General features: G+C 66.4%; 22 protein-coding genes and 2 tRNA genes. 17 read left to right on the top strand and 7 right to left on the bottom strand.

What is annotated here, in order from left to right:
- The first annotated feature begins 39 nt into the window (after positions 1 to 39).
- The 4 genes from AC07NY_RS09780 (at position 40) to AC07NY_RS09765 (ending at position 6708) form a co-directional block, all read left to right on the top strand.
- Positions 40 to 1770, top strand: coding sequence for a hypothetical protein (locus tag AC07NY_RS09780; protein WP_494583545.1), 1731 nt, complete (start codon positions 40 to 42; stop codon positions 1768 to 1770).
- Between the two features lie 256 nt (positions 1771 to 2026).
- Positions 2027 to 3574 carry an AbgT family transporter gene (locus tag AC07NY_RS09775; RefSeq protein WP_492287433.1) on the top strand — a complete coding sequence of 516 codons (1548 nt, stop codon included), beginning with the start codon at positions 2027 to 2029 and terminating at the stop codon, positions 3572 to 3574.
- Between the two features lie 51 nt (positions 3575 to 3625).
- Entirely contained in the window at positions 3626 to 4831 is a 1206-nt protein-coding gene (locus AC07NY_RS09770) for a M20/M25/M40 family metallo-hydrolase (protein ID WP_494583544.1), read from the top strand.
- Between the two features lie 47 nt (positions 4832 to 4878).
- Positions 4879 to 6708 (top strand): SLC13 family permease, encoded by a 1830-nt coding sequence (locus AC07NY_RS09765; protein WP_494583543.1) that lies wholly within the window; start codon positions 4879 to 4881, stop codon positions 6706 to 6708.
- A gap of 108 nt (positions 6709 to 6816) precedes the next feature.
- Here the strand turns inward: AC07NY_RS09765 and AC07NY_RS09760 are convergent, their stop codons facing one another.
- The 3 genes from AC07NY_RS09760 to AC07NY_RS09750 form a co-directional block, all read right to left on the bottom strand.
- Positions 6817 to 7143 (bottom strand): TOBE domain-containing protein, encoded by a 327-nt coding sequence (locus AC07NY_RS09760; protein ID WP_494583542.1) that lies wholly within the window; start codon positions 7141 to 7143, stop codon positions 6817 to 6819.
- Positions 7144 to 7332: 189 nt separating this feature from the next.
- Positions 7333 to 9837, bottom strand: coding sequence for a rhomboid family intramembrane serine protease (locus AC07NY_RS09755; protein ID WP_494583541.1), 2505 nt, complete (start codon positions 9835 to 9837; stop codon positions 7333 to 7335).
- Between the two features lie 152 nt (positions 9838 to 9989).
- Positions 9990 to 10979, bottom strand: coding sequence for a zinc-dependent alcohol dehydrogenase family protein (locus AC07NY_RS09750; RefSeq protein ID WP_494583539.1), 990 nt, complete (start codon positions 10977 to 10979; stop codon positions 9990 to 9992).
- A gap of 103 nt (positions 10980 to 11082) precedes the next feature.
- Between AC07NY_RS09750 and AC07NY_RS09745 the strand changes: the two genes are divergently transcribed.
- From AC07NY_RS09745 to AC07NY_RS09715, 7 genes are all read left to right on the top strand, one after another.
- A complete protein-coding gene (locus AC07NY_RS09745) occupies positions 11083 to 11979 on the top strand; it encodes a LysR family transcriptional regulator (protein ID WP_494583717.1) in 897 nt (298 codons plus the stop codon).
- A gap of 244 nt (positions 11980 to 12223) precedes the next feature.
- Positions 12224 to 12877, top strand: coding sequence for a hypothetical protein (locus tag AC07NY_RS09740; protein ID WP_494583537.1), 654 nt, complete (start codon positions 12224 to 12226; stop codon positions 12875 to 12877).
- Positions 12877 to 14109, top strand: a complete 1233-nt coding sequence (locus AC07NY_RS09735; RefSeq protein ID WP_492287426.1) for a DUF4350 domain-containing protein — start codon at positions 12877 to 12879, stop codon at positions 14107 to 14109. Before AC07NY_RS09740 ends, AC07NY_RS09735 begins: the two co-directional genes overlap by 1 nt.
- Positions 14078 to 15034 (top strand): AAA family ATPase, encoded by a 957-nt coding sequence (locus AC07NY_RS09730; RefSeq protein WP_494583535.1) that lies wholly within the window; start codon positions 14078 to 14080, stop codon positions 15032 to 15034. Before AC07NY_RS09735 ends, AC07NY_RS09730 begins: the two co-directional genes overlap by 32 nt.
- A complete protein-coding gene (locus AC07NY_RS09725) occupies positions 15031 to 16344 on the top strand; it encodes a DUF58 domain-containing protein (RefSeq protein ID WP_494583533.1) in 1314 nt (437 codons plus the stop codon). Before AC07NY_RS09730 ends, AC07NY_RS09725 begins: the two co-directional genes overlap by 4 nt.
- A 17-nt stretch (positions 16345 to 16361) precedes the next feature.
- Positions 16362 to 17399 (top strand): stage II sporulation protein M, encoded by a 1038-nt coding sequence (locus tag AC07NY_RS09720; RefSeq protein WP_494583532.1) that lies wholly within the window; start codon positions 16362 to 16364, stop codon positions 17397 to 17399.
- Entirely contained in the window at positions 17383 to 18288 is a 906-nt protein-coding gene (locus AC07NY_RS09715; protein ID WP_494583530.1) for an RDD family protein, read from the top strand. The genes AC07NY_RS09720 and AC07NY_RS09715 overlap by 17 nt, the downstream gene beginning before the upstream one ends.
- Positions 18289 to 18316: 28 nt before the next feature.
- Here the strand turns inward: AC07NY_RS09715 and AC07NY_RS09710 are convergent, their stop codons facing one another.
- Positions 18317 to 19063 (bottom strand): hypothetical protein, encoded by a 747-nt coding sequence (locus AC07NY_RS09710; protein ID WP_494583528.1) that lies wholly within the window; start codon positions 19061 to 19063, stop codon positions 18317 to 18319.
- A gap of 198 nt (positions 19064 to 19261) precedes the next feature.
- Between AC07NY_RS09710 and AC07NY_RS09705 the strand changes: the two genes are divergently transcribed.
- Positions 19262 to 19684, top strand: coding sequence for a hypothetical protein (locus AC07NY_RS09705; protein WP_494583526.1), 423 nt, complete (start codon positions 19262 to 19264; stop codon positions 19682 to 19684).
- A gap of 8 nt (positions 19685 to 19692) precedes the next feature.
- Here AC07NY_RS09705 and AC07NY_RS09700 read toward each other — a convergent pair.
- A tRNA-Tyr gene (locus AC07NY_RS09700) sits at positions 19693 to 19777 on the bottom strand.
- Between the two features lie 169 nt (positions 19778 to 19946).
- Entirely contained in the window at positions 19947 to 20501 is a 555-nt protein-coding gene (locus tag AC07NY_RS09695; protein ID WP_494583716.1) for an AAA family ATPase, read from the bottom strand.
- Between the two features lie 101 nt (positions 20502 to 20602).
- On the opposite strand from AC07NY_RS09695, the gene rlmB reads away from it, so the two are divergent.
- From rlmB to AC07NY_RS09680, 3 genes are all read left to right on the top strand, one after another.
- Positions 20603 to 21403 carry a 23S rRNA (guanosine(2251)-2'-O)-methyltransferase RlmB gene (gene rlmB, locus AC07NY_RS09690; RefSeq protein ID WP_494583524.1) on the top strand — a complete coding sequence of 267 codons (801 nt, stop codon included), beginning with the start codon at positions 20603 to 20605 and terminating at the stop codon, positions 21401 to 21403.
- A 322-nt stretch (positions 21404 to 21725) separates the two neighbouring features.
- Positions 21726 to 23354 (top strand): MFS transporter, encoded by a 1629-nt coding sequence (locus tag AC07NY_RS09685; RefSeq protein ID WP_494583522.1) that lies wholly within the window; start codon positions 21726 to 21728, stop codon positions 23352 to 23354.
- 187 nt (positions 23355 to 23541) lie between these two features.
- Positions 23542 to 23616 (top strand) — tRNA-Thr (locus tag AC07NY_RS09680).
- A gap of 59 nt (positions 23617 to 23675) precedes the next feature.
- Here the strand turns inward: AC07NY_RS09680 and AC07NY_RS09675 are convergent.
- Positions 23676 to 24161, bottom strand: a complete 486-nt coding sequence (locus AC07NY_RS09675) for a DUF3617 domain-containing protein (RefSeq protein ID WP_494583521.1) — start codon at positions 24159 to 24161, stop codon at positions 23676 to 23678.
- 176 nt (positions 24162 to 24337) lie between these two features.
- Here AC07NY_RS09675 and AC07NY_RS09670 point away from each other — a divergent pair, with 176 nt between their 5' ends.
- Both AC07NY_RS09670 and AC07NY_RS09665 read left to right on the top strand, forming a co-directional pair.
- On the top strand, positions 24338 to 24628 hold the full coding sequence (locus tag AC07NY_RS09670) for a hypothetical protein (RefSeq protein WP_494583520.1): 291 nt from the start codon (positions 24338 to 24340) through the stop codon (positions 24626 to 24628).
- A 126-nt stretch (positions 24629 to 24754) separates the two neighbouring features.
- Positions 24755 to 25180: a hypothetical protein gene (locus tag AC07NY_RS09665; RefSeq protein WP_492287415.1), complete on the top strand. Its 426-nt coding sequence runs from the start codon at positions 24755 to 24757 to the stop codon at positions 25178 to 25180.
- The last annotated feature ends 73 nt before the right edge of the window (positions 25181 to 25253 follow it).

The raw sequence follows: 25253 nt of genomic DNA, 5'->3' as shown, positions 1-25253 counted from the left end.
GCTCTTCTCGATGGCGGCGGCAACAGGAGCGGCGGCGACATGACCTTCGACTGGAGCCTTGGATCGGAGGCCTCCGCTTGGGCCGCCTCGACCGCCCGGCTCGATGATTTCCGGCCTCTACTCCCGGCGGAGGAGGAGATCGTCGCCAAGCTGCGTTCCGGCAATTTCGACAAGCTCGGCGACGGTGCGCTGCCGGCCGAACGGACTCCGGATCGGGAGGTCCGCGCCGGCTTCCTGCGCTTCCTGATCCTGGGCGGCGAGGCCGGCTGCCGGCCCCATGAGAAAGGCGTGCTCGTTCGCGGCGCCTGGATCACGGATGTGCTCGACCTCGAAGCCTGCCGCGTGTTCCGCGATATCGGCCTCAACGATTGCCATTTCGAGGCCACACCGATCCTGCGCGCGGCCATCATCAACCGGCTGTTCCTTGACGGCTCGCGCCTTCCGGGCCTCCAGGCCGAGCGTCTGGAGGCTCGCGGCGGGATCTATCTGCGTGGAGCGGAGATCGAAGGGACCGTCAATCTCGATCAGGCCCGCCTCGGCGGAAACCTCCAATGCGACGGCGCCACGATCCGCAGCCGCGGGGACTACGCCGTGCTGGGGCGGAGCCTGGAGGTTCGCAACGTCCTCCTGCGCGGCGCGACGCTCCGCGGCGGCATCAGCCTGTCGGGCGCCGTGCTCGCGGCCGATCTCGATATCGCCGGCGCGACCGTCGTCGCGTTCGAGCGCATGGCGCTCGATGCCGGCGAGATGGCCTGCCATGGCAGCGTGGTCCTGCGCAGCGCCCGCATCACCGGAGAAGCGAGGCTCACCGCATCAGACATCTCCGGCGACCTCGATTGCTCCGGTACAATCGTCGACAACCCCGGCAAGATCGCCATCGAGGCCAGCCGGATGGCCGTCCGCGGCGCGTTCTTCCTGCGTCGCGAGGCCCGCCTCGACGGCACGCTGGCGCTGACCGGAGCCTCGATCGGCACCATCCACGACGAGGCGGCCTGCTGGCCGAAGCCCGGCGACCTCATGCTCAACCGCTGTCGCTACGGTGCCTTCATCGATGCGCCGGTCGACGCCGACAGCCGCCTCGACTGGCTGTCGCGCCAGACGCCCGCGCGCTGGGGCGAGGATTTCTGGCCGCAGCCCTATGAGCAGCTTGCCACCGTCTTCCGCGAGATGGGCTATGGCGAGGATGCCGCCTCGGTGCTCGCCATCAAGGAGCGCCTGCAGCGCAGGGCGCGCCGGGCTCGCGCCGGGAATCCGATCTGGCGGGCGCTCCTGTTCGTGTCCGACGGCATTCTCGGCATCACCCTCGGCTATGGTCGCAGGCCGCTTTTCGCCCTCCTCTGGCTGGCCTTCTTCTGGCTGACGGGGACCGCGGTCTTCACCTATGCCGAGCGCCAGGGCGCGGTGATGCCGAACAGCGCCGTCGTGCTGCGCGCGCCGGAATGGACCCTGTGCGGCCTCCCGCAGGACGAACAGAGGCCGCTGCTCGCCAGTGGAGTGTCGCAAGGGCTGGCGACACCGGGACAGACCCAGCTCGCCTGCTTCCGCGAACGCTGGGAGGCTTCGAGCTTTCCCGCCTTCAAGCCTTGGGCCTATTCGCTCGACACGCTCCTTCCCGTCCTCGACATGGGACAGCGCAGCTTCTGGCGCCCGAACCCGACGAAGCCCGGCGGGCGGCTCGCGATCAACTATTTCTACTTCCAGTCGGTCGTCGGCTGGGCCTTGAGTCTGCTCGCCGTCGCGGGCTTCTCGGGCCTGGTGAAATCCTCGTGATCCAGCCGCGGCCCGAGCAGGCGGCGATGCGGTGACGATGTACTGGAGTTCTGGCGGGCCGTGCCAACGCCCGCGCGAGTTTCAAATTTTGGGACGCGATGCTCAGCCTCTGGGATTCCCTGCCGATGTCCTTTCCCAAGAGGCACTTAATGATCGCCACCAGAATTCGGGATTCTGTCTGCGCCCATGTGAAGCCGAAGGCCGGCACAGGTCGCGCGCCTGAATAGCGAAGACTCTGGCTTGAGGGGGATGCGCGATGGCGACTGCAGCCGCACCGAAAACGGTCATGCAACGGTTTCTCGACACGGTCGAGAAGGTGGGCAACATGGTGCCCCACCCCGTCATCATCTTCCTGATCCTGATCGGGATCGTCATTGCCCTCTCGGCAGTGCTGGGCCTGTTCGGCGCCGCCGTCACCTTCGAGCGGATCAACCCCGATACGCACAAGATCGAGACCGCGAGCACGGCGATCCGCAGCCTGCTCACGATCGACGGCATCCGCTTCATGTATTCGTCGCTGATCCCGAACTTCATGAGCTTCACGGCGGTCGGCCTCATGATCGTCGCCATGATCGGCGCCGGTGTCGCGGAGGAATCCGGGCTCGTCACCGCGCTGATCCGCAAGCTCGTGATCATCTCGCCGCGCTGGGCGCTGACCTATATCCTGTCCTTCGTCGGCATCATCGCCAGCATCGCGGCCGATGCCGGCTACCTCGTCCTGATCCCGCTGGCCGGCATCGCCTATCTCGCCGTGGGGCGCCATCCCGTCGCCGGGCTGGCCCTGGGTTTCGCGGCGGTCGCGAGCGCCTTCACGGTCAATATGCTGATCAAGCCGCTCGATGCGGTGCTGGTCGAGTTCACCAACGATGCCGCGCGCCTCGTCGATCCCAACCGCACGATCGGCCTTGCGTCCAACCTCTGGTTCTCGATCGCCTCGGTGCTGTTCCTGACGGTCATCATCGCCTTCATCACCGACAAGATGATCTCGCCGCGTCTGGGCGCCTATGACCCGAAGCTGGCGGCCGAAGGCACCGTCACCGAGCAGGGCGCGGTGCTGTCCGAGGCGGAGTCGCGCGGCCTGCGCTTCGCGGGGTTCGGCCTGCTCGCGCTGGTGGCCGTGTTCTGCCTGCTGACGATCCCTGCCGGCGCGCCACTGCGCAACCCGACGACCGGCGAGCTGATCGGCAACTCGCCCTTCATGAACGGGCTGATCGCCCTGATCATGCTCTTGTTCCTGGTCACGGGCTGGGCCTATGGCATCGGTGCCGGCACGCTGAAGACTCTGGCGGAGGTCATCGCGGCGATCGAGAAATCGATCAAGAGCATGGGCGGCACGATCTTCCTGTTCTTCGTGCTCAGCCAGTTCGTCGCCTATTTCACCTATACCAATATCGGCACGGTGATGGCGCTCAGCCTCTCGGGAGCGCTGCAGGCCGCCAATATCGGCGCCTTGCCGCTACTGCTCGGCTTCATCGTCGTGGTCGCGCTGATCGACCTGCTGCTGACCGGCGCGATCGCGAAATGGGCGATCTTCGCCCCCGTCTTCGTGCCGCTGCTGATGAAGCTCGGCGTCGAGCCGGAAGCCGTGCTCGCGGCCTATCGCATCGGCGATTCCCCGATGAATGCGATCACGCCGCTCAACGCCTATTTCGCCCTCGTGGTCGGCTTCATCCAGAGATACGACCGCAATGCCGGCGTCGGCACGGTGGTGTCGCTGATGCTGCCCTATGTCGTCTGGATGTTCGTGCTGTGGACCGCGCTCTTCGCCGTCTGGAAGATGCTCGGCCTGCCCTGGGGCCTCTGACCTCCCACGCCACCTATTCCGTCGCCAATTCAAACCGCCCGGATGCAGATCATGACGACACCGTCCATTCCCCTCGACACCGAAGCCGCTATCGCGCATCTCATGCGCTTCCTCTCGGTCGAAGGCGTCACCGGCAAGGAAGCCAATATCGGATCTGCCGTCGTCGAGGCGCTCAAGGCCGTCGGCGTTCCCGCCTCCGCCATCCGTTTCGATGACGTCAACAAGCGCATCCCGCTGCCGACCGAGACCGGCAACCTTATCGTCGACCTGCCTGGCACCAAGGACGGGCCGCGCCTGCTGTTCTCGACCCATCTCGACACCGTGCCGCTCTGCGCCGGTGCCAAGCCGGAGCGCAAGGGCAACCGCATCGTCTCCGACGGCACCACGGCGCTCGGCGGCGATGCCCGCACCGGCGTCGCCCTGCTGGTCGTGCTGGCCGAGACGCTGATCAAGAACAAGCTGCCCCACCCGCCGATCACGCTGCTCTTCACCGTGCGCGAGGAAAGCGGCCTGCACGGCGCCCGCGAGCTCAACCCCAAGGATCTCGGCGGCGCTGCGATGTGCATCAATGTCGACGGCCAGCTCGCCTCCGAACTGCTGATCGGCGCCGTCGGCCAGGAGAACTGGGAGGTCGAGATCACCGGCAAGGCCTCTCATGCCGGCGTCGCGCCTGAAAAGGGCATCTCGGCGACGCTGGTCGGCTCGATCGCGATCACCGAAGCCCGCCGCGAAGGCTGGTTCGGCAAGATCGTCAAGCCCGACGGCCGCGGCACCAGCAATGTCGGCATCTTCGGCGGCAAGGGCGGTACGACCGCCGCCGGCGACGCCACCAATGTCGTCACCGACTACGCCTATATCCGCGGCGAGGCGCGCAGCCCCGAGGCCGCCTTCGCCACGAAGATCGCCGAGGCTTTCAAGGCCGCCTTCGCCAAAGCGCAAGCCGAGGTCAAGGACGATGCCGGCGAGACCGCGCAGGTGAAATTCAGCCACAAGCCGGCCTATCCGCCCTTCGAGCTCGCCAAGGATTCGCCTGTGGTGAAGCGCGCCACCAAGGCTCTCGGCCTGCTCGGAATCAAGCCGAACTACCTGTTCTCGAATGGCGGGCTCGATGCCAACTGGCTCGACAAGCATGGCGTGCCGACCATCACCATCGGCGCCGGCCAGGCCGAGATCCACACCATCAAGGAATATGTGAATCTCGACGAATATGAGAAGGGCTGCCGCCTAGGCATCCTCATGGCGACGATGGAAGACTGAGACCTCAACAGGGCCTGCCCTGAGCAGAACCCACAAGGAGCCGCCGCTTGAGCCCGATCGCCTATACCGGCCTCATCATCGCCATTGCCGTCGTCCTGTTCATCACGAACAAGGTGCCCGTCGTGCTCGTCGCGATGGGCACTGCGCTCGGCCTCTGGGCAACCGGCGTGCTCACCTTGCCTCAGGCCCTCGCTGGCCTGGGCGACCCCGCTGTCATCTTCATCGCCTCGCTCTTCGTCGTCAGCTCCGGGCTGGAGGTCACCGGCGTCACCGCCTGGGCGGGCCAACTCCTGATCAGGGGTGCGGGCGAGGAAAGCCGCACGCGCCTGCTGCTCCTGATGATGGGGCTGGTCGCCCTGCTCGTCGCGCTGATCAGCCTCAACGGCGCGGTCGCGGCCTTGCTGCCGGTCGTCGTCGTCATCGCGGTCCGGCTCAAGCGCAACTCCTCGCAATTGCTGATGCCGCTGGTCTTCGCCGGCCATGCCGGCTCGATGCTGGCGCTGACCGGAACGCCGGTGAACGTGCTGGTCTCCGAGGCCGGGCTCGATGCCGGCGTCGGCGGCTTCGGCTTCTTCGAATTCGCGCTGGCCGGCATCCCGCTGCTCGCCGGCACGATGGCGATCATCATCCTGTTCGGCGAGAAGCTGCTGCCGCAGCGCAATGGCGCGACCATGCCGGCGGATTTCAGCCGGCATGCCAAGACGCTGGTCGAGCAATACGGCCTCGCCAGCGGCATTCATCAGCTGCGCGTCCGCGCGACCTGTCCCTATATCGGGCAGCCTACCAGCGAGGTCGATCTCGGCTCGTGGTCCGGGCTCCAGCTCGTCGCGATCCAGGACGGCGACACCGCCGGGCCGCTGCGCCGCACGACCATCGCCGAGGGCGACCATCTCCTCCTGCGCGGCGATGCCGAGGCCGCGGCCCATTTCGCGGCGCAGATGCATCTCGCCTTCCGCGAGGAAGGGGCCGGCGACAGCGAGGAGACCTTGTTCAATCGCCGCTCCGGCCTCGCCGAGGTGGTGATCCCGCCGCGCTCCGGCCTGATCGGCCAGACCGTGTTCCCGGGCATGGTCACCGAAAGCGGGGACCTGATCGTGCTCGCCGTCCAGCGCGGCGCCAACGACGCGCAAGGCTCCGGCGAGGCCAAATCGGCCGGCGTCGTGCTGCAGGCCGGCGACACCATGCTGCTGCAAGGCACCTGGAAGGCGCTCGACACCCATCTCGACGACCCCGACGTCCTCGTCGTCAGCTCGCCGGAGCTGGTGCGGCGTCAGGCGGTGCCGATGGGCCCCGGCGCCAAGCAGGCGATCATCATCCTGTTCGCGATGGTTCTGATGTTGGCGACCGGCGTCGTCCCCTCCGCCGTGGCGGGCCTGCTGGCGGCAGGCGCCATCATCCTCTGCGGCATCATGAACGTCGAGCAGTCCTATCGCGCGATCAGCTGGACCACCGTCATCCTGGTCGGCGCGATGATGCCGCTCTCGACCGCGATGATCGAGACCGGCGCGGCCAAGATGCTGGCCGACCGGCTCGTCGCCCTGGTCGGCGATGCCGGGCCGACGGCACTGCTCGCCGGCCTGTTCGTGCTGACGGCCGTGCTCGGCCAACTCATCAGCAACACGGCGACGGCGCTGATCATCATCCCGATCGGCGTCGCGGCCGCGACGGCCATGGGCATCTCGCCGCGCCCCGTGCTGATGAGCACGGCCGTCGCCGCCGCCGGTGCCTTCCTGACACCGATCGCGACGCCGACGAACCTGATGGTGATGGGACCGGGCGGCTATGTCTTCAGCGATTACTGGAAGCTCGGGCTGCCGCTCCTGCTCTGGTTCTTCGTCGTCGCCGTCTTCATCGTGCCGCTGATCTGGCGCTTCTGAGAACAGCGCTGCGTGCCGGCGCGTTCGCGCGCGGCACGTCGCTGAAGCATCGTGCAACGGCCCGGAAGCCCCGGAAGCAGGCGTTGGATTTGGCCCGAAGGCCGACGCTCATGCGGCCTCGGTTAACAGAAGCGCTGCGCCATTGACCGAGACGAAGACCGTGCTTCCGATCGCGGGAGGGTCGATGCTCGACACATGCGCGGTGAACCGGCTTTCGGCGCCGTCATGGTGCGCCCGCAAGGCCACCGCGCATTGCCCGCCCCGGAAGGCGATATCCTCGATGACGGCCTTACGGCCAGGCCCGTCCGGCGAGAGCCGGAATTGCTCCGGCCGGAGCATGATCGTGCAGCGGCCGCTGCGACCGCCCGTTTCAGCAGCAAGCCGGTCGAGCGCGCAGGAGACGCCCACCGCCTCGATCCTCGCCTCGAACAGCACGGCATTGCCAAGGAGCTGCGCCGTCTCGAGCGGCCGGACGCCAGTAGAGCTCGTAGGGTGCGCCGGTCTGCACCAGCCGGCCCTCGCGCATCACCGCGAGCTGGTCGGCGAAAGACAGGGCCTCGCCCTGGTCATGCGTGACCAGGAGCGTCGTGATCCCGGCCCTGCCGAGCACGCGTGCGCTCCAAACTACTGCTCGATCTTCTTGAATTCGGCTCGTGCGCCGCCCCATTCATAGAAGCGTTTCGGGCACATGGCTTGTGCCGCCAGGAGATGCCGAGCCGCCTCCGGCAAGTCGTCCCGAAGCAAATGGCTCTCGGCGATATAGAAATGCGCTTCGCAGCCTTGGCCCTGATTCTTGACGCGGTTTCGGTCTGCTGCCGCCGAACGCAATGTATCCGCATCGATTTCCTGGCGCAGGTAGCGAATGGCCGGGGCCGGCCATTGCCCCATATCGAGCGTCCTCGCCGTTGCGCCCAATCGTTCGCCTTGGCCAGCCCGCATCGAGGCAAGATGCAGCCAGATCGCGACGTAATGATCCGCGGGATTAAGGGCGTAGGCTCGCTCGAAATCCGAAACGGCTTCGGAAAAGCGACCGTCCAGGAACAGGAACCAGCCGCGCTGGCGCCACGCCGAAAAGTTCCCCTGATCGATCGCAATAGCCTGATCGGTCCGGACAATCGCCGCACGCTGATCACCCAGATCCGACAGGACGTTGCCAAGCCTGAGAAGGGCCGCGATGTTGTCAGGTGAGGACTTCAGGAGCAGTTCGTAATCCGCCTTTGCATCATCGAGTTCGTCCAGTGCATGTTCGGCGTCGGCTCGCAAGGCCGGCAATTCGGGCTTCGCAGGCAGGCTGGCGCTCATGGCGCGTATCACCAGCGCTTTTGCGGGAGCAAAATCATAGGCCGCCATGCGCTCGCGAGTGACCAGCACCAACGCGTTCTGGTAGACAGCCCCGGCAACCGCCGGCGGCTCGCCTGCCATGATCCGGGTGATCGATGTCAGTGCGGCCTCTCGCATGGCGACGTCGTCACCCGCGGTAACGGCGCGGGCGGTCTGGCTTCTCGGATCGCGTGGAAAACGTCTGACCAGCTCGCTCGCCCGGGCCAGCCATTCCGCGTCGGTTTTCGGCAGCTCGGCAGCGGGAATCTGGAGGCGGTTCAGCGAAAAATCGCCAAAGCCGGCCATGGGCACGGAAGCGAAACTGGCCGCTGACACGGCGATCGCGGCTCCGAGCACCACCCTTCCCACCGTTGTCGTTCGGCCAGGCCGATACAGTGCCGCATAAGCCAGCCCAAGAATTCCTCCGACCGCGGCTCCGCCGAGATGCATGGCATGATCTGCCATGGTCACTGGCAGCCAGCTGGCCTTCCAGAACGTCGTGGCGAGACTCACAAGACAGAAAGCCAACAGCGCGAGGCGCCGCCAGTCATCGGCAAGCCGGAAGCTGATCACCAGACCGGCGGCAAAAAGCGCCATGATGGCGCCGGATGCCCCCGCGCTCAAAAGGGTCGGGTCGTTATGGACGATCGAGGCGGCGGCACCGCCCAGGCCACCGAACAGGAAGATCGCGACGAACCAGGCGACTCCGACGACAGGTTCGAGCAAGGCGCCGATGGCCAGGAGGCCGATGAGATTGGCTCCCAAATGGACCGGACTCCAATGCAGGAACGAGGCAGACGAGAGCCGGTACCACTGCCCGGCCTGGATCGCGGCTTCGTAAGACAGGCCGCCCCACCACAGCACGGTGAACCAACCGATGGTCGATGCCGCGGTCGCTCCTCGATTGGTGATGATCTCGGCCGCGAAGATCGCGCACAGCACGAGGCAGAGCGCCAGCGTCGCCCACGGGACCACGGCTCCCGAACGTCCCGGAATCTCCTTTCGGACATCGGCCGGCGTTGATCCGAGGATATCCTGCGGCGCCGCGTCGTGCCGGGCGTCGAACGAGCGCACGACACTCGTGCCGGCAACGTGGTCGTAGAAAGTGTCCCGCTGCCGGATGATCGCGATGGCGGCGGCGACCAGCGCAACGCTTGGCAACAGGCCCCCGAGCACTCCGAGAAGGGTTATGACATCGGCCGCCGGCGCAAATCCAAGGCTCGCCGCAGCCGCAAGCAGCAGCACAATCACCACCGTGGGCACGGCAGGCGCGGCAAACACGAGATATCGGCGTGCCAGCTTTCGCCGGATGTCCGCATCACCCGCCTCGTCGGGCCGCCCGACGACCGACAACGTCGCCAATCGACGCCCCGGCGAGCGCCCGCCCTTTCTTTCGATCGCCCAGCGCATCAAGGCGAGCAGCGGCCAATGCAGAACGGCCAGATCCAACGCGACAACGATATCACCGCGAACGTCGATCGAGTGAGCGATATTGTGCTTGATGACGGAGCCTGGCTGCTGCCGAACGAGAACATGAGACCGTGCCACCGGCCAGCTCAGGAAATTGAACGAACAGACCGCCTCGCTGGTTGGCTCGAAACCCGGAGGCACGCTCAGCGCCGCCGGACGCCTCGTCGCAGGCCTGCACTCTCTAAGGAACCCACTGCTGTCCTGCACCAGTCCACCGGTAGGGCCGTACAGGAATGCCGCCAGCGCCTGCGTGAGCAGCATCACCAGAAGGTAGTCGACAAGAAATCCACCGGCGCGGCTGAGAACACCACCCCTTACCCAACCCGGCGTTTCTCTCATCACTGCCCCCCGACAGAAGAAAAGAGCTCACCGGCAGCCTGCTGAGAGGCAAGAGCGTTGGAGGGAGCAGCGATGCCGAGAGTAAGCTTGGTTTTCGACGGCCGAACCGAGTGTCAGGCCTTGCGGGAAAACGTCGTGGGTTTGCCGCGCCCTCAAAGCGTCACCACGACCTTGCCGAACTGCTCGTTCGATTCAAGGTAGCGGTGCGCCTCGGCGATTTCGTGGAACGGAAAGGTCCGGGCAATGATCGGCTTCAGCGAGCCGTCGCTCAGCCCTTCCAGGACGAAGGTCTTGGCAGCGGCGAGCCGCGCGGGATCGCCGGTGACCTCGTGGACGAGATAGCCGCGCAGCGTCAGCCCTTTGCTCAGCACGTTGAAGAATGGGAAGGGCGTCGCTTCGGAACTCTGGCCGCCATAGTTGATGAGGATGCCACCTCGGGTCATCGCAGCGGTAAGCGGCATGAAGGCAGGGCCACCGACTGCGTCGAAGACGACCCGGATCCCACCATCGCCAGCGATATCGTTCAGTCGGGCTTCGATATCCTCCTCGGACGAAGCAACGACATGGGCGGCGCCGGCCTCCCGTAGCGCCGCAGCCTTCCGCGCGGTCCGCGTCACTGCGATTGGGATTGCACCGAGGCGATTGGCGACCTGGATCGCGGCGAGCCCCACGCTGCTGGATGCTGCGGTTATCACCACATACTCGCCTTGCTTGATACGGGCGAGATCGATCAGCGCGCCATAGGCGGTCAGATACTGCATCCAGCTCGCCGCAGCCGCGTCCCAGCCGAGCGTCGGCGGGTGCTTCACGGCCAGTTCGGCCGGGGCGACGACGATCTCGCCATGCATCGGCCAGCTCACCATCGAGCGCGGCGGCACCAGGCTGACGGCATCGCCAGGCGAGAAGCCCTCGACGCCTGCCCCAACGCGATCGATCAGGCCGGCGGCTTCGAGGCCGATACCGGAGGGGAAACGCGCCTGCTCGATATAGCGGCCGGAGCGGAACAGGGCCTCCGCTCGGTTGAGACCGAGTGCCTTGGTCCGGATCCTGACTTCGCCGGGGCCCGGCGGCGGTACATCGATGTCCTCGATGGTGAGAACCTCTGGACCGCCATGGCGGTGAAAGCGGACCGTGCCGGCCATGCTCATGACTCCAAAATGGAGCGAATGAATGAGCTATGGCAGCGCGCCGTCCCGCGATAAACATCGCTCCCCGATCGATAATCAAAATCAGCAATTCTGAATGATGGATCGCCTTACCAGCATGGCCGTGTTCGTCAGGGCGGTCGATCTCGGCTCCTTTGCCGCAGCGGCGGCGACGCTCGGCCTGTCGGCTCCAATGGTCGGAAAGCATGTCCGCTTTCTGGAAGAGCGCCTTGGCGTTCGGCTGCTCAACCGCACGACGCGGCGGCAAAGCCTGACCGAGTTCGGCCGGGCCTATTACGAACGCTGCCGAACCATTCTCGCCGAGGCTGCGGCGGCCGATGCGCTCGCCGCCGACCAGTTGGGCGAACCTCGCGGCAAGCTCCGGGTGACGCTGCCGGCACTGTTCGGCCGGTGTTGTGTCATGCCGATCCTGCTTGATCTGGCGCGCCGTTGCCCGCAGCTGGAGCTCGATCTCGCCTTCGGCGACGGTTTCGTCGATCTCGCAGAGGGCGGGCATGACCTCGCCATCCGCACCGGTGAGCTGCACGATGCCGCAAACCTGGTGACGCGCCGCGTCGCCCGCCAGCGCATGATCGTTTGCGCCGCACCATCCTATCTCGCAGCTCACGGGAGCCCCGCGCTTCTTGGCGATCTCGCCGATCATGACGCCGTGATCTATCGCCGCTCCGGCCGCGTGCGGCCCTGGCTGTTCCCGCGCGAGGAGGGACCGCCGGTGGAGGTCATGCCGCGGCACCGGCTGCGGCTCGACGATCTCGAGGCGATCGCCGATGCGGCGATGCTCGGCATGGGCCTCGCCTGGTTGCCGTCATGGCTGGTGCGAGAGCGGCTCAAAGCCGGGGAGCTGGTCGAGCTGCTGCCGGAGGAAGGACGATTGCCCTACGACGTGCACGCTCTCTGGTTGCAGACGCCGCATTTGCCGCCGAAGATGCGTGTCGCGATCGATGCGCTGGCGGCGGATCTGCCGGGGCTGATGTGAAGCGGCCCCGGCGACGGGTTTCCGCATTCGACGGCCAAAGAGGTGCAACTGTAGATCGAAGGCACGTTTAAGGCTGCAGGCCAGAGATGGCCGCCGATGGCGTCGCAGGCTTCCAAGGATTCCCTGGCGACAAGTCTCGAAGCATGCCTGTGCAGATGCGCGGTATATCCTTGCACGTTCCGCCCCTATGAGACCGTCGTTTCCTTCGCCATACTGCTCGCGATCGCATGCGGATTCGAAGGTTGTGAAGCGGCTGCCCCTCCTGCTCGTTGCATTCTGCGTCGTCACGCTCGACGGCGCCGCGCGGGCGGCCACTGATGCCAGCGAGATCGTCCGGCAGAGCATCCGCCGCCACGACATTCAGACGGAGATGCCGGTGCCCGAGCCGCGGGCTTCGAGCTGGCTCGACTGGCTGAAATTCGACATCTCCGCCGATATGGCGCGCATCCTGCTCTGGGGCGCCGTCATCCTCGGTGTGGCCGTGACGATCTGGTCCTTGCGCGACAGCCTGCCGGCCTTCAGCCGCTCGCGTCGGATCGCAGCCGGGCAGATGCCCTCCGGCTTCTCCGATCCCTCCGCCCGGATGGAGGAAGCGCAGCTCGAAGCCGACGACCTCGCGAGCCGGGGCCAATATGGCGAAGCCATGCATGTGCTGCTGCTCAAGAGCCTCGCCGAGATCCGCATGCGGCTCGGCGCCAGCTTCGCGGTCTCGCTGACGAGCCGCGAGATCCTGCGCAAAGTCACCCTGCCGCAGACCGGGACCGGCGCGCTCGGCGCCATCGTCCGATCGGTCGAGCAGACCTATTTCGGCGGCAGGCCGGCATGGCATGAGGATTATCTCGGCTGCCGGCAGGAATTCGAAACGCTGAAGCGCTCGCTGGCGGCAGGCGCCGCTTGATGGGGGCTGCGACCTTCCAGCCCCGCGTCCTTGCAGCGCTTGCGGCGGCGCTCTGCACCCTCTTCGCTGCGTCGCTGCTCCTGACCGGAATGGGTGGGCGCGAGGCGACAGGCCTCGCTTCCGGCGCCAACAGCTATTCCAACTCCGCCGTCGGCCATCTCGCCTTCCATGACCTGTTGCGTGGCTCGGGCTACAGGACGATGCGCGCCGAGGACCGCCCACTGGAGGCTGCCGGTGAAGATGGCGTGCTGATCCTGGCCGAACCGGCAGGGAGCCTGACCAGCGAGGAAAACCGGAACAAGCTCGCGACGGCCAGCCGCATCCTGCTCGTCCTGCCGAAATGGACCGTGCGCGCCGGGGAGCGGCGCAAGGACTGGATCGGCCAGGCGGAGCTTGCGCCCTTGCTGCGCGTCCAGTCGGCCCTGAGCGCGGCAGTCAGCGGCGGCAACGTCGTCCGGACGAAGCCGCCAGTCGCCTATAGCAAGACGATCGCGGCGGCGGACCCAACCGTCCAGGGCGACATCCAGCTCATCAAGGGCTCCAATCTCACGCCGCTGATCTCGACGCCGGACGGCATTCTGCTCGGCGAGTTGCGGCAGGGCGATCGCCGCATCTTCGTGCTGGCCGATCCCGATCCGATCGAGAACCACAGCATCGGCAAGGGCGCGAACGCCGCCTTCGCGCGCGATATCGTCGCCGCCCTGCTCGACGGCAAAAATCGCCCGCTGGTCTTCGACGAGACCATCCACGGCTTCCGAAGGTCGCCCCCGAACCTGCTGAAATTCCTTTATGAATTCCCGCTCAATCTGGTGCTCATCCAGGTCCTGGCTGCGGTCGCGCTGCTGCTCTGGGCAGCGATGGGGCGTTTCGGAGCGCCCTTGCCGGCGCCGCGCCGGCTCGATGCCGGCCGGCATGCGCTGATCGGCAGTGCCGCGGCGCTGGTCGACTATGCCGGGCACCATGCCGCGATCCTGCAGCGCTATATCGCGATGACGCTGCAGGACGCCGCGCGAATTCTGCGGGCACCGGCCGGGCTGGAAGGCAACGACCTGACCGCATGGCTCGCAAGGGCCTCCGAAGCGCGGGGTATCGACCCGAAGCCACTCCTCGGACTGGGTGCCTCCACCTTAAGCTCCCGCAATCTCGCCTCGCTGCTCGCCGCGGCGCAGGCTCTTCATCACTGGCGCAAGGACCTGCCGCATGGAACTCCGCGACGTCTCGACGATCACTGAAGGGCTTCGCGGCGAAATCCGCAAAGCCGTCGTCGGCCAGGACGAGGTCGTCGAGCTGATGCTGGTCAGCCTGCTCTGCGGCGGACATGTGCTGCTGGAAGGCGTGCCGGGCACGGCCAAGACCTTGCTGGCGCAATCCTTCGCGACCGGGCTGTCGCTCCACTTCGGACGCATCCAGTTCACGCCGGACATGATGCCGGGCGACCTGCTCGGCACCAATCTCTTCGATTTCCGGACCAGCAGCTTCAACCTGACGCGCGGGCCGATCTTCACCGACATCCTGCTCGCCGACGAGGTCAACCGCACGCCGCCCAAGACGCAGGCCGCGCTGCTGCAGGCGATGAACGAGCGCAACGTCACCATCGACGGCACGACCCATCCGCTGGGTGAGGCCTTCATGGTGGTCGCGACCCAGAACCCGATCGAGCAGCAGGGCACCTATCCGCTGCCGGAAGCGCAGCTCGACCGCTTCCTGTTCAAGATCAACCTGAGCTATCCGAGCCGCGAGGAGGAATTCGCCATCGTCGCGCGCCACGGGCACCGCGCCGCCATGCCGAAGCTTGCGGAATTCGGCCTCGCCCCAGTCGTCTCGGAACAGCATCTGCTGGCAGCCCGCGCGCTGGTCGGAGGGATCGCCCTCGGCGAGCCGCTGGTCGGCTACATCGTCGACCTCGTCCGCGCGACGCGCAGCCATCCGGCGATCGAGACCGGCGCCTCGCCGCGCGCCGCGACCATGCTGGCCTCGGCGAGCCGCGCCCGTGCGGCGACGCAGGGGCGCGACTTCGTCATCCCCGACGACGTCAAGGGCATCGCCCTGCCCTTGCTGCGGCACCGGATCGTGCTCGCCCCCAATGCCGAGATCGACGGATTGATCAGCGACAAGGTCATCCTCGAGCTGATCGATCAGGTTGCCGCACCGCGATGATCAGGCCGACCTCGCGCGCCGTCCTGCTCTTCGGGGTGACCGTGCCGGTCGCCATCGGCCTGCTGATCCATGACCAGACGCTCTGGCCGATCGCGCTCGATCTCGGCCTGTTCGTGCTGGCCCTGATCGGGCTCGATGCCCTGCTTTGCACCCGGCCGTCACGATTATCTCTGACGGTCGATGCGCCGCCGCGCCTGTATATCGGCAGCGAGGGACACCTGACCGTGAGCGCCGCTATCGAGGGCGCATCGCGGGCAGTGTCGATCCAGGTCCTGCCGGAGCAGGTCGGCGATGTCGCTCCGCCCGAGCTCGCCCGGTTCGATGTCCAGCCCGGGGCCGTGGGCTCGGTCACGTTGCCGCTGCGGCCTTTGCGGCGCGGACGGATCACGATCGATGCGCTCTGGCTGCGCTGGCGCGGTCCGCTCGGCCTCGCTGGACGGAGCCAGCGCCGGCCGCTGGCGCTCACGATCGACGTCGTGCCCGATATCCGCGGCATCGCCTCGGCCGCCGTGCAGTTCTTCAGCCGCGACGCTATCGACGGCATCAAGGTCCAGCGCCAGAAGGGCGAAGGCACCGAGTTCGAGGCGCTGCGCGACCATGTCCAGGGGCTCGACAACCGCTTCATCGACTGGAAGCACTCGGCCAAGCATCTGAAGCTGCTGTCGAAGGAATTCCGGATCGAGCGTAACCACCAGATCGTGCTCGCCTTCGACACCGGCTACCTGATGGCCGAGCCGATCGACGGTTTGCCGCGGCTCGACCATGCGATCCATGCCGGCTTGCTGCTGGGTTGGGTCGCGCTGCGCAGCGGCGACCATGTCGGCAGCTTCGGCTTCGATTCACGCATCCGGCAATATCTCCAGCCCTCGCCCGGCCGGAGCGCCTTCGCCCGGCTCCAGAATGCCTCGGGCCAGCTCGGCTACCGGGCCGAGGAGACCAATTTCACGCTGGGGCTCGCCGAGCTCAACGCCCGCCTGAAGCGCCGGGCGCTGGTCGTCCTGTTCACCGAATTCATCGACACGACCACTGCGGGACTGCTGCTGGAAAGCCTCCAGCGCATGGCCAACCGCCATGCCGTGATCTTCGTCACGCTGCGCGATCCGCTGCTGGCCGATATCGTCGATGCCGAGCCGGCGGGCTTCCGGCCGGTCGCCGAAGCGGTCGTCGCCCGCGACCTGCAGCGCGAGCGCGCCGTGGTGCTGGAGCGACTGGCGCGGATGGGGGTGCATTGCCTGGAAATCCCGCCGCGGGGCCTGGCCGTCGGCCTCGTCAACCGCTACCTCACCATCAAGCAGAGGGGGCTGCTATAGAACCGAACAGCTCCTCCATGGCCGCGCCTCCGGCCCCGGTCGCGACCGTCACGCTGCGCAGCGCCGAGTTTCGCAGGAACCGCGAGACGGCCTGGCGGGTACTGGACGATCTCGTCTCGCGCATCGAGAAGAAGGGTCTGTCGCGCCTTTCCGCCGCGGAATTGCAGGAACTGCCCCTGCTCTACCGGACAGCCGCCTCCTCGCTCTCGGTCGCCCGCTCGATCGCGCTCGACCGCAACCTGATCCTCTATCTCGAAGGGCTGGTGCTCAGGGCCTTCTTCGTGGTCTACGGCCCGCGCATCGGCATCCTCGAAGCGCTCGGAGGCTTCCTGAAACGGGGCTTCCCGCAGGCCGTCCGCGGAGCAGGCTGGCATATCCTGCTGGCGACGCTCGCCATCGCGGCCGGCATCGCCATCGGCTACCTGATGGTGCTGCCGAACGAGGCCTGGTTCGGCATGCTCGTCCCCGAAGGCCTGGCGGGTGGACGCGGCCCGGCGAGCACGGCCGACCAATTGCGCCGAACGGAAATCTTCGCGCCCTGGCCCGGCTTCGTCGATTCTTTCGTGGTCTTCGCCAATTTCCTGTTCCGCCACAATGCCACGATCGGGATCATGACCTTCGGGCTCGGGGTGTTCGGCGGCGTGCCGACGCTCTTGCTGCTCGGCTATCAGGGCATCGTGCTCGGAGCCTTCCTGGCGCTGCACTACAATCGCGGCCTGCTCGTCGATTTCATCGGCTGGATTTCGATCCATGGCGTGACCGAGATCGGCGCGCTCATCCTGTGCGGCGCCGGCGGGCTCGTCATCGCCGAGAAGATCCTGTTTCCCGGCCGCTACAACCGGCTCGACAGCCTTGCCATGGCTGGCAAGGCGGCGGCCGGGCTCGCAGGCGGGGCCGTGCTGATGCTCTTCGTCGCCGGCATCATCGAGGGGGGCCTGCGCCAGCTCGTCGCCTCGACGCCCTGGCGCTTCGCGATCGGCGCCACGACCGGCGTGCTGTGGACGGTCTATTTCCTCTCGATCGGCAGACGCGGACGCCATGGCCCAGCGACTTGACCGCATCAACCGTCTGCTCGACGGCATCACCCGCAACCGGCGCGAGATCATCACGCCGGAAGGCGTGGCGCTGGAGGTCGATATCGCCAACCATGGCGAGCGGCTCGTCGCCTTCCTGATCGATTTCCTGTTCTGGATGCTGGCGACCGCCCTGCTTTTCCTCGTGCTCGGCCTGACCCTGCTGCACGGCGTCACCGGCTCGGTGACGGTCACGGTCGTGCTCTTCCTGTTCTTCCTGCTCCGGAACCTCTACTTCATCTATTTCGAGCTGCAGAGCCAGGGCGCGACGCCGGGCAAGCGCATCGTCAACCTGAAGGTGATCGACCGCAGCGGCGGCCCGCTCCTGCCCGGCGCGATCGTCGCCCGCAACCTGACGCGCGAGGTCGAGATCTTCCTGCCGCTTGGGCTGTTCTTCGCCGTGCCGAAAATCGGGGCCGGCGCCGAGTTCTGGACGGCGGCGAGCTATTTCGGCTGGGCGGTCGCGCTCTCGGCCCTGCCCTTCTTCAACCGCGATCACCTGCGCGCCGGGGATCTGATCGCGGGCACCATGGTCATTTCCGTGCCGCGCCGCGCCCTGCTCGCCGAACTAGCGGAGGCGCAGAGCCGCTTCGTCTTCAGCCGCAAGCAACTCGACGCCTATGGCGCCTTCGAATTGCAGGTGCTGGAGGAATTGCTGCGCCGGCCGGCCTCGCCCGATACCTTCGCCATGCAAGTGCAGGTCTACGACAAGATCCGTCGCAAGATCGACTGGACGGAGAAGGTTCCTCCAGCCGAGGCGCTCGATTTCCTGAAGGCCTTCTACACGGCCGAGCGGGCGCATCTCGAACGCGAGCAGCAGTTCGGCCGCTACCGCGCCGACAAGAACGAACCCGCCGCGACCGGCCCTTGAGAGCCCGCACGGCAGGCTCTCGCGCGCCTCAATCGAAAACGCTGGCGAGCGTGTCCAGGCCGACGCCTTCCTTGGCCACGCGCAGATCATGGTAGATCACGGCCGAGAGCACGGCGGCGAAAGCGGTCGAGACGACCTGCCAGCCGAAGCTCAGCAACTGTCCGACGAGACCCGTGCCGCCGATCATGGTGAACACGAAGGCACCCAGCACCGAGATCACCACGACGAGCAGGAAGAGCCCGAAGATCTGCCAGCGATAGCCCTTGGTCAGCGCGACGCTGCGGCTCATGCTCTCAGTCACGCCCAGCTTCTCGATGACGCAGGCGGGAATGGCGACATAGAGCATGCAGCCGATGATGACGCCCGGCACGATGAGAAGCAGGAAGCCGAGCATCGTCGCAAGGCCGACCAGGATACCGACGCCGATGACGGGAATCGTGCGGGCGAGCCCGACCCGCAAGGAATCGCCGATCGTGAAGGGCTGCTGGCGCATCTCCTGGAAGGCACCGTAGAGGCTCGTCGCCTGGGCCAGGGTCTGGAGCACGAAGGTCAGGAGCCCGGTCAGAATCGCGCCGAAGGCGATGCCCGATGCCGCAGGAGTGTTCGACGACAGTGCAGTGAAGGTCAGCAGAAGGATCGGGATCATCGGCACGAAGGCCAGCAGGACGAATTTGCCAGTCTGGCGCCCGAGGATCGCCGAGGTCTTGTTCATCACGGCGCCGACGCGGAATTGATTCGATGCAAGGGCATAGCCACCCGATGACACGTCGTTCATTCGACCCTCTTTCAAATACGGCGAAATGGTGACCGAGCTGACTGTACAGGGCAACCAAAGTGAAAATCTATCTCTCCCGAAACGCTTTTTTGATCTGATCCCTGAGCGGCTTAACGATGTATTGCCACGGCGTGTGATCGTCCGCCTGCACGAAGGCTTCGGCCGGCATGCCCGTTCGAGCAGAAGTAGCTCACCGGCATGCGTGAGCATCTGGCCTTCGAGGTCATGCTCTACACCGGCTTTCGGCGCGGCGATGCTTCCCGCTTCGGTCGGCAACATGTCCAAAGCGAACTGATCTACATGACGAGGGAGAAGGGCCAGGGAAAGGCCAGCGTCGTCCTCCCTCTCCTGCCCCCGCCGGCGGGTTCGATCGAGACCGCCAAGACCGGCGGCATGACCTTCATCGCCAGGGCTGATGGAACGGCGATGGGCAAGGAAGGGGTCGGGAACTGGTTCGCTGACGCTGGTATGTCTGCCGATGTGCCGCGCCGCGAACCGAACCCGGCTTGCTCAGCAGGCCGCCGCACTCCTGATTCCGGAACCGAAATCGGACGCCTACTCCCGCACCTCATTGTCGGGTACGGGCGTCGTGGCGAGAAAGAAGGAAAATCAAGTTCTTAGGAAAAAGGTGGTGGGGGAAGCAGGACTCGAACCTGCGAAGGCATAGCCAGCGGATTTACAGTCCGCCCCCTTTGCCGCTCGGGACATTCCCCCGCCTGCGCCCTTGATCGGCTCGGTGAGCCCAGGGCCACCGATATGTCACTTTCGCGACGACCGGTAGGCGCGGCCGGACTTATGGTGACCGGGCCGCGCCCTGTCAACGGCAAAAAGACCGATCATGCGAATTCGTTGTGAAGGCCCGGCGAGATCCCCGAAAAATCGATCACTCCCGGACGAGCAGGCGATCGAGCACGAAGCTCACGCGCTCCGCGACGCTGACGCGGGGCAATTCGACGAGTGTGTAGCCATAGCGGGGGTAGGTTGCGGCCATGGCCGCATAGGTCCGCTCCGCCTCGGCAAAGTCCTGCTTCCGCTCGGCATCCTGCGTGAAGATCTCGCGCCAGGGCGGGGCGATGAAGACGGTCCGCCCGTAGCGCAACTGCTGCGCGGCACGCGCGACATGATCGGGAATCGGCAGGCCGCACAACGCCAGATATCCCGCGATGTCGGGAAGGCCGCGATCGAAGAACACGTTTCCCCGTCCCGCGCGGGCTTCGGCATGGCCGCGCAGGTCGGCCGCCAGCATCAACTCGGCGAACAGCGCCGGATCGACTGAGGGCAGCCCCCGGCCACCGATCATCTGCTGGTCGCGAATGATCGCCCGCCCGGCCTCGGGCCACACCGCTTGGCCGCTGGCCGCCAGGGCCTCGATCAGGCTCGTCTTTCCCGCGCCCGGGCCGCCGGTGATCACGATCAGCCGGTCCGTTTCCTGTGGCATCGTGGCTCCTTTTCTCGTGGGATATGTCGGCAAAGGGTGGTTCGCGCTGGCCAAGCGCGCGATGTCGTGGCACGGCAATCCGGCAATCACTGGAGAGAGCGATGGCTCCGCCGTTCCGCCCGAAACAAGCCAGGCCCGCAGGGGGCAGACAGGGCGCCCGCCGCAGCGACGGGCCGCCGCCGCACCGGCCGGGCGATATCGACGAGGCCGTGCTCTACGGCGTGCATCCCGTCGTCGAGGCGCTGAAGAATCCGCGGCGCCGCCACCGGCGCCTGCTCGCGACGGAGAATGGCCTGCGCCGCCTGCAGGAGCAAATCGACCCTCTGCCGCTCGAGGCGGAGATCGTGCGTCCCTCCGAGATCGACCGGCTGCTCACTCCCGATTCGGTGCACCAGGGCCTCTATCTCGTCTGCGATCCCCTGCCCTCGCCCGATTTCGACAGCCTGCCGGACGATGCGGTGGTGCTGGCGCTCGACCAGGTCACCGATCCGCATAATGTCGGCGCCATCCTGCGCTCGGCCGCAGCCTTTGCCGCTGCCGCCGTGATCGTCACGATCCGGCACTCTCCCGCCGCCACCGGCGTGCTGGCGAAATCCGCCTCCGGCGCGCTGGAGCATGTGCCGCTGATCGCCGTGCGCAATCTCGGCGATGCGCTCGATACGCTGGGCAAGCGCGGCTTCCTGCGCGTCGGCTTCGATTCGGATGGCGACGTCTCGCTGGACGACGTCGCGCTGCGCCGCCCGCTGGTGATGGTGATGGGCGCCGAGGGCAAGGGCCTGCGCCAGCGCTCGCGCGAGCTCTGCGACCATGTTGCAAGGCTCGAAGTACCGGGCACGATCACCAGCCTCAACGTCTCGAACGCGACCGCGATCGCGCTCTACGCAGCCAGCCGGCGCCGCTGACCAGCAGACTCCAAGTGCCGGAAAAACGGGTTGTTTTCCGCGCTTTCCGGCCTGCGGAATCTCCCTCGCCGTTAGTCTCATAGACGAACGGTGCAAGACCAAGTGCCTGATTGCCCCTGCGACAATCCGCGCGCAATCCTCTGAAGCGAGCTGGGATGACGGGACTCACCCGCCTTCCGGCCGCGCGGCCATCGTCACTGAGAACGTGAACCGCGCGAAACGAGGTTGCCGGGCCCGCCCCGGCTTCAGGGCTTCACCAGGGGAGACAAACGCCATGAGCATGGCATCACAAGCATCGGGAACGAGGGCAGCGCCCCGGCCGATGACCAAGGAGGAAAAGAAGGTCATTCTGGCCTCGTCGCTCGGCACCGTGTTCGAGTGGTATGATTTCTATCTCTACGGCTCGCTCGCCGCCATGATCGGCGCGCATTTCTTCTCGGCCTTCGATCCCAACACCCGCGCGATCTTCGCGCTGCTGGCGTTTGCGGCAGGCTTCCTCGTCCGCCCGTTCGGCGCGCTGTTCTTCGGCCGCCTGGGTGACCTCATCGGCCGCAAGTACACCTTCCTCGTCACCATCGTGATCATGGGCGCCTCGACCTTCCTGGTCGGCCTCCTCCCCAGCTACGCCTCGATCGGCTGGATCGCCCCGGTGGTCCTGATCGTCCTGCGCATGCTCCAGGGCCTCGCGCTTGGCGGCGAGTATGGCGGCGCGGCGGTCTATGTCGCCGAGCACGCGCCCGTCGGCCGTCGCGGCTTCTACACCTCCTGGATCCAGACCACGGCAACGCTCGGCCTGCTGCTCTCGCTGATCGTCATCCTCGGCATCCGCACCACGATGGGCGAAGCCGAGTTCGCCGCCTGGGGCTGGCGCATTCCGTTCCTAGCCTCGATCTTCCTGCTCGCGATCTCGGTCTGGATTCGCCTCCAGATGCAGGAATCGCCGGCCTTCAAGAAGATGAAGGAAGAGGGCACGGGCTCGAAGGCGCCGCTCTCGGAAGCTTTCGGCCAGTGGAAGAACGCCAAGATCGCGCTGCTCGCGCTGTTCGGCCTCACCGCCGGCCAGGCCGTCGTCTGGTACTCCGGCCAGTTCTACGCGCTGTTCTTCATCCAGAGCATTCTCAAGGTCGATCTCTACTCGGCCAACGTGCTGATCGCCTGGTCGCTCATCCTCGGCACCGGCGGCTTCATCGTCTTCGGCGCGCTGTCGGACAAGATCGGCCGCAAGCCGATCATCCTGGCCGGCTGCCTGATCGCGGCGCTGACCTATTTCCCGCTGTTCGGCGCGCTCACCAAGGCCGCCAACCCGGGCCTCGCCGCTGCGCATGAGAACGTCAAGGTCCAGGTCGTCGCCGACCCCGCCACCTGCGGCTCGGTCTTCGATCCGGTCGGCGTGCGTACCTTCACGCAGCCCTGCGATATCGCCCGCCGCACGCTGGCGACCCAGGCGATCGTCTACACGCAGGCCCCGGCTCCGGCCGGCACCGCAGCCAAGGTGACGGTCAACGGCACGGAGATCGCCATCGACGGCTCGTTCGCGGGGAACATCGCCAAGGCGGCGGTCGCGGCGGGCTACCCGGCCCCGGGCGATGCGCGCATCGTCAAGACCGGCTTCGTGGGCGCGCTGTTCAACGGCCAGTCCCTGACGATCATCGCCATCCTGACCGTGCTCGTCATCTACGTGACGATGGTCTACGGCCCGATAGCAGCCGCGCTGGTCGAGCTCTTCCCGACCCGCATCCGCTACACCGGCATGTCGCTGCCCTATCACATCGGCAACGGCTGGTTCGGCGGTCTGCTGCCCGCCACCTCCTTCGCGATGGTGGCCGGTACCGGCGACATCTATTACGGCCTCTGGTACCCGATCGTGATCGCGCTGATGACCTTCGTGATCGGCATGCTCTTCGTGCCGGAGACCAAGGATCGCGACATCATGACCTACGAGAACGACTGAGCTGAAGCAGCCGGTCCGACGAACGAGCCCCGGCCTCACGGCCGGGGCTTTTTCGTGTGCGAAAGCACAACGCTTCCACGATGTTCGAGATGCTTGCCCTCGCAGCCATCGGCTGCTAACCGCTAACCCATCGTCGGATGAGCTTCCGCCCGGCGAATACCCCGGCCTCAGGGCCGGACGCGATGGCGCCGGCGTAGCACAGCGGTAGTGCAGCGGTTTTGTAAACCGAAGGTCGGGAGTTCGATCCTCTCCGCCGGCACCATGTCCCCTTCTCGGGTCTTGCGATCAGCCCGCCTGCCGCCTGCACCTTGTCCTGCGAATTTACGGCGCGGGCTTCGGCGACGGCATCGAGATCACCTTGCCGTCCGGCATGATGATGTCGCCGGGCTTCTGGCCGGGCGCGCATTCGCCGACACGCGTGGCCTCGACGACGAGCTTGCGCTCCACCGGGCCGGCCTGGCCGGGCATGCCGCTGATCTTCGTCGTACCTTCAGTTCGGACCGATGTCTGGAAATCTCCGATGATGACGCTGTTGCCGGAAGCCTTGATCTGGCCGACCGCACATTCCGTCTCGACGGCGTAGCCGGTGGCCGTCTTGGTCACCAGCATCTTCGAGCAGGCACCGGCAGCGAGCCCCCCGACGATCGACTGGTCAGTTCCCGGACCGACGCATTGCTTGGCGATGGTCTCGCCCTCGTTGCCCTTCGATTTCGTTTCCCAGAGGCCGGGCTTGCGCTGGGGCAGCTGCTGCGCCGCGGCGGGCAGCGCAACGAGGGCGCCGAGCGCGGCGATCAACACGAGTTTCATGGCGGTGCTTTCCCATGTGAATCGACAAGTGCCGAGACAAGACGGAGGCCAAGGCCAGAATGAGGCAGGGGTCATGCAGGTCTGTGCAACGGAACGCCCCCTTGACAGATCCACCGCCGGGGGAACGTTTGGCGGGCCAGGCGGTTATCCGGCTGGTCAAGCTTTGGGAGGCTTCGATGAAAGCCCTTGTCCTTACGCTCGCCCTTATCCTCACAGCCGGAAGCGCCGAGGCGCAAACGCGGCCCTCGACCGTCTCGCGCCCCTGCGCGGCGAGCCAGCGCGACGTCCAGGCGAATGGTGCCATCGTGCTGGGGACGGGCGGCTTCACCTATGACCGCTTCGTGCGCGACCGGAGCTTCTGCGAGTTCGACGAGGGTCTGGAGCCCGCCTTCGTGCCCAGCCGCGAGAGTCCGACCTGCTTCATCGGCTATCGCTGCAAGACCCAGTCCCGCTGGATGAATGACTGAGGCTACGGCCTCACCAGACGCCCGTGCATTCCATGGCTGGCCGGCAGGCGCGATCATGGGTTAGATGGCGGGACCGCGGTGGCCTCAGGCAACACACCGCCCTGATCGATCTTTGCACGGACCGGAATGGACGACCGGACACAACTTCTTGCACTCGCGGCCCGGTGCGAAGCTTCCAGCAAGCCGAACCGCGAGCTCGATGCCGATATCTACGAGGCGCTCGGCTTCGTCGTCAGGCGCAAGCCGGCGCAGCTGGTCAACCGGCGCACGCCGGCCGGCGGCATCTACCAGCACGGCTCGTTCTGGAAGACGCTGGGCACCGTCAGCGCCGATATCGACATCGCCGTCTCCCTGCTGCGGCAGAAGGCGCCCGGCTGGAGCTGGAGCCTGCAATGCCTCGCCAACGAGGAGACGCTTGCCTTCCAGGCGCTGGTCGCGGACTGCTCCGGGCAGGGCGTCATGGGCTCGCTCGCGCTCTGCGCCGCGATGCTGCGCGCGCTGGCCAGGCGCGATCCGCCCGCCGCTTCGGATTCGGGCCTCACGGAAACTTGACCTTCCGGCAAGCCCTTGCGGTTGAAAGCAGGAAGGCCGTCGCTAGTCTGCCTGCGACCCGAGGGGAGACCAG

The sequence above is a fragment of the Allobosea sp. GW821-FHT09G06 genome, assembly GCF_059416005.1.
This window is presented reverse-complemented; position numbering and strand designations above follow the sequence as displayed.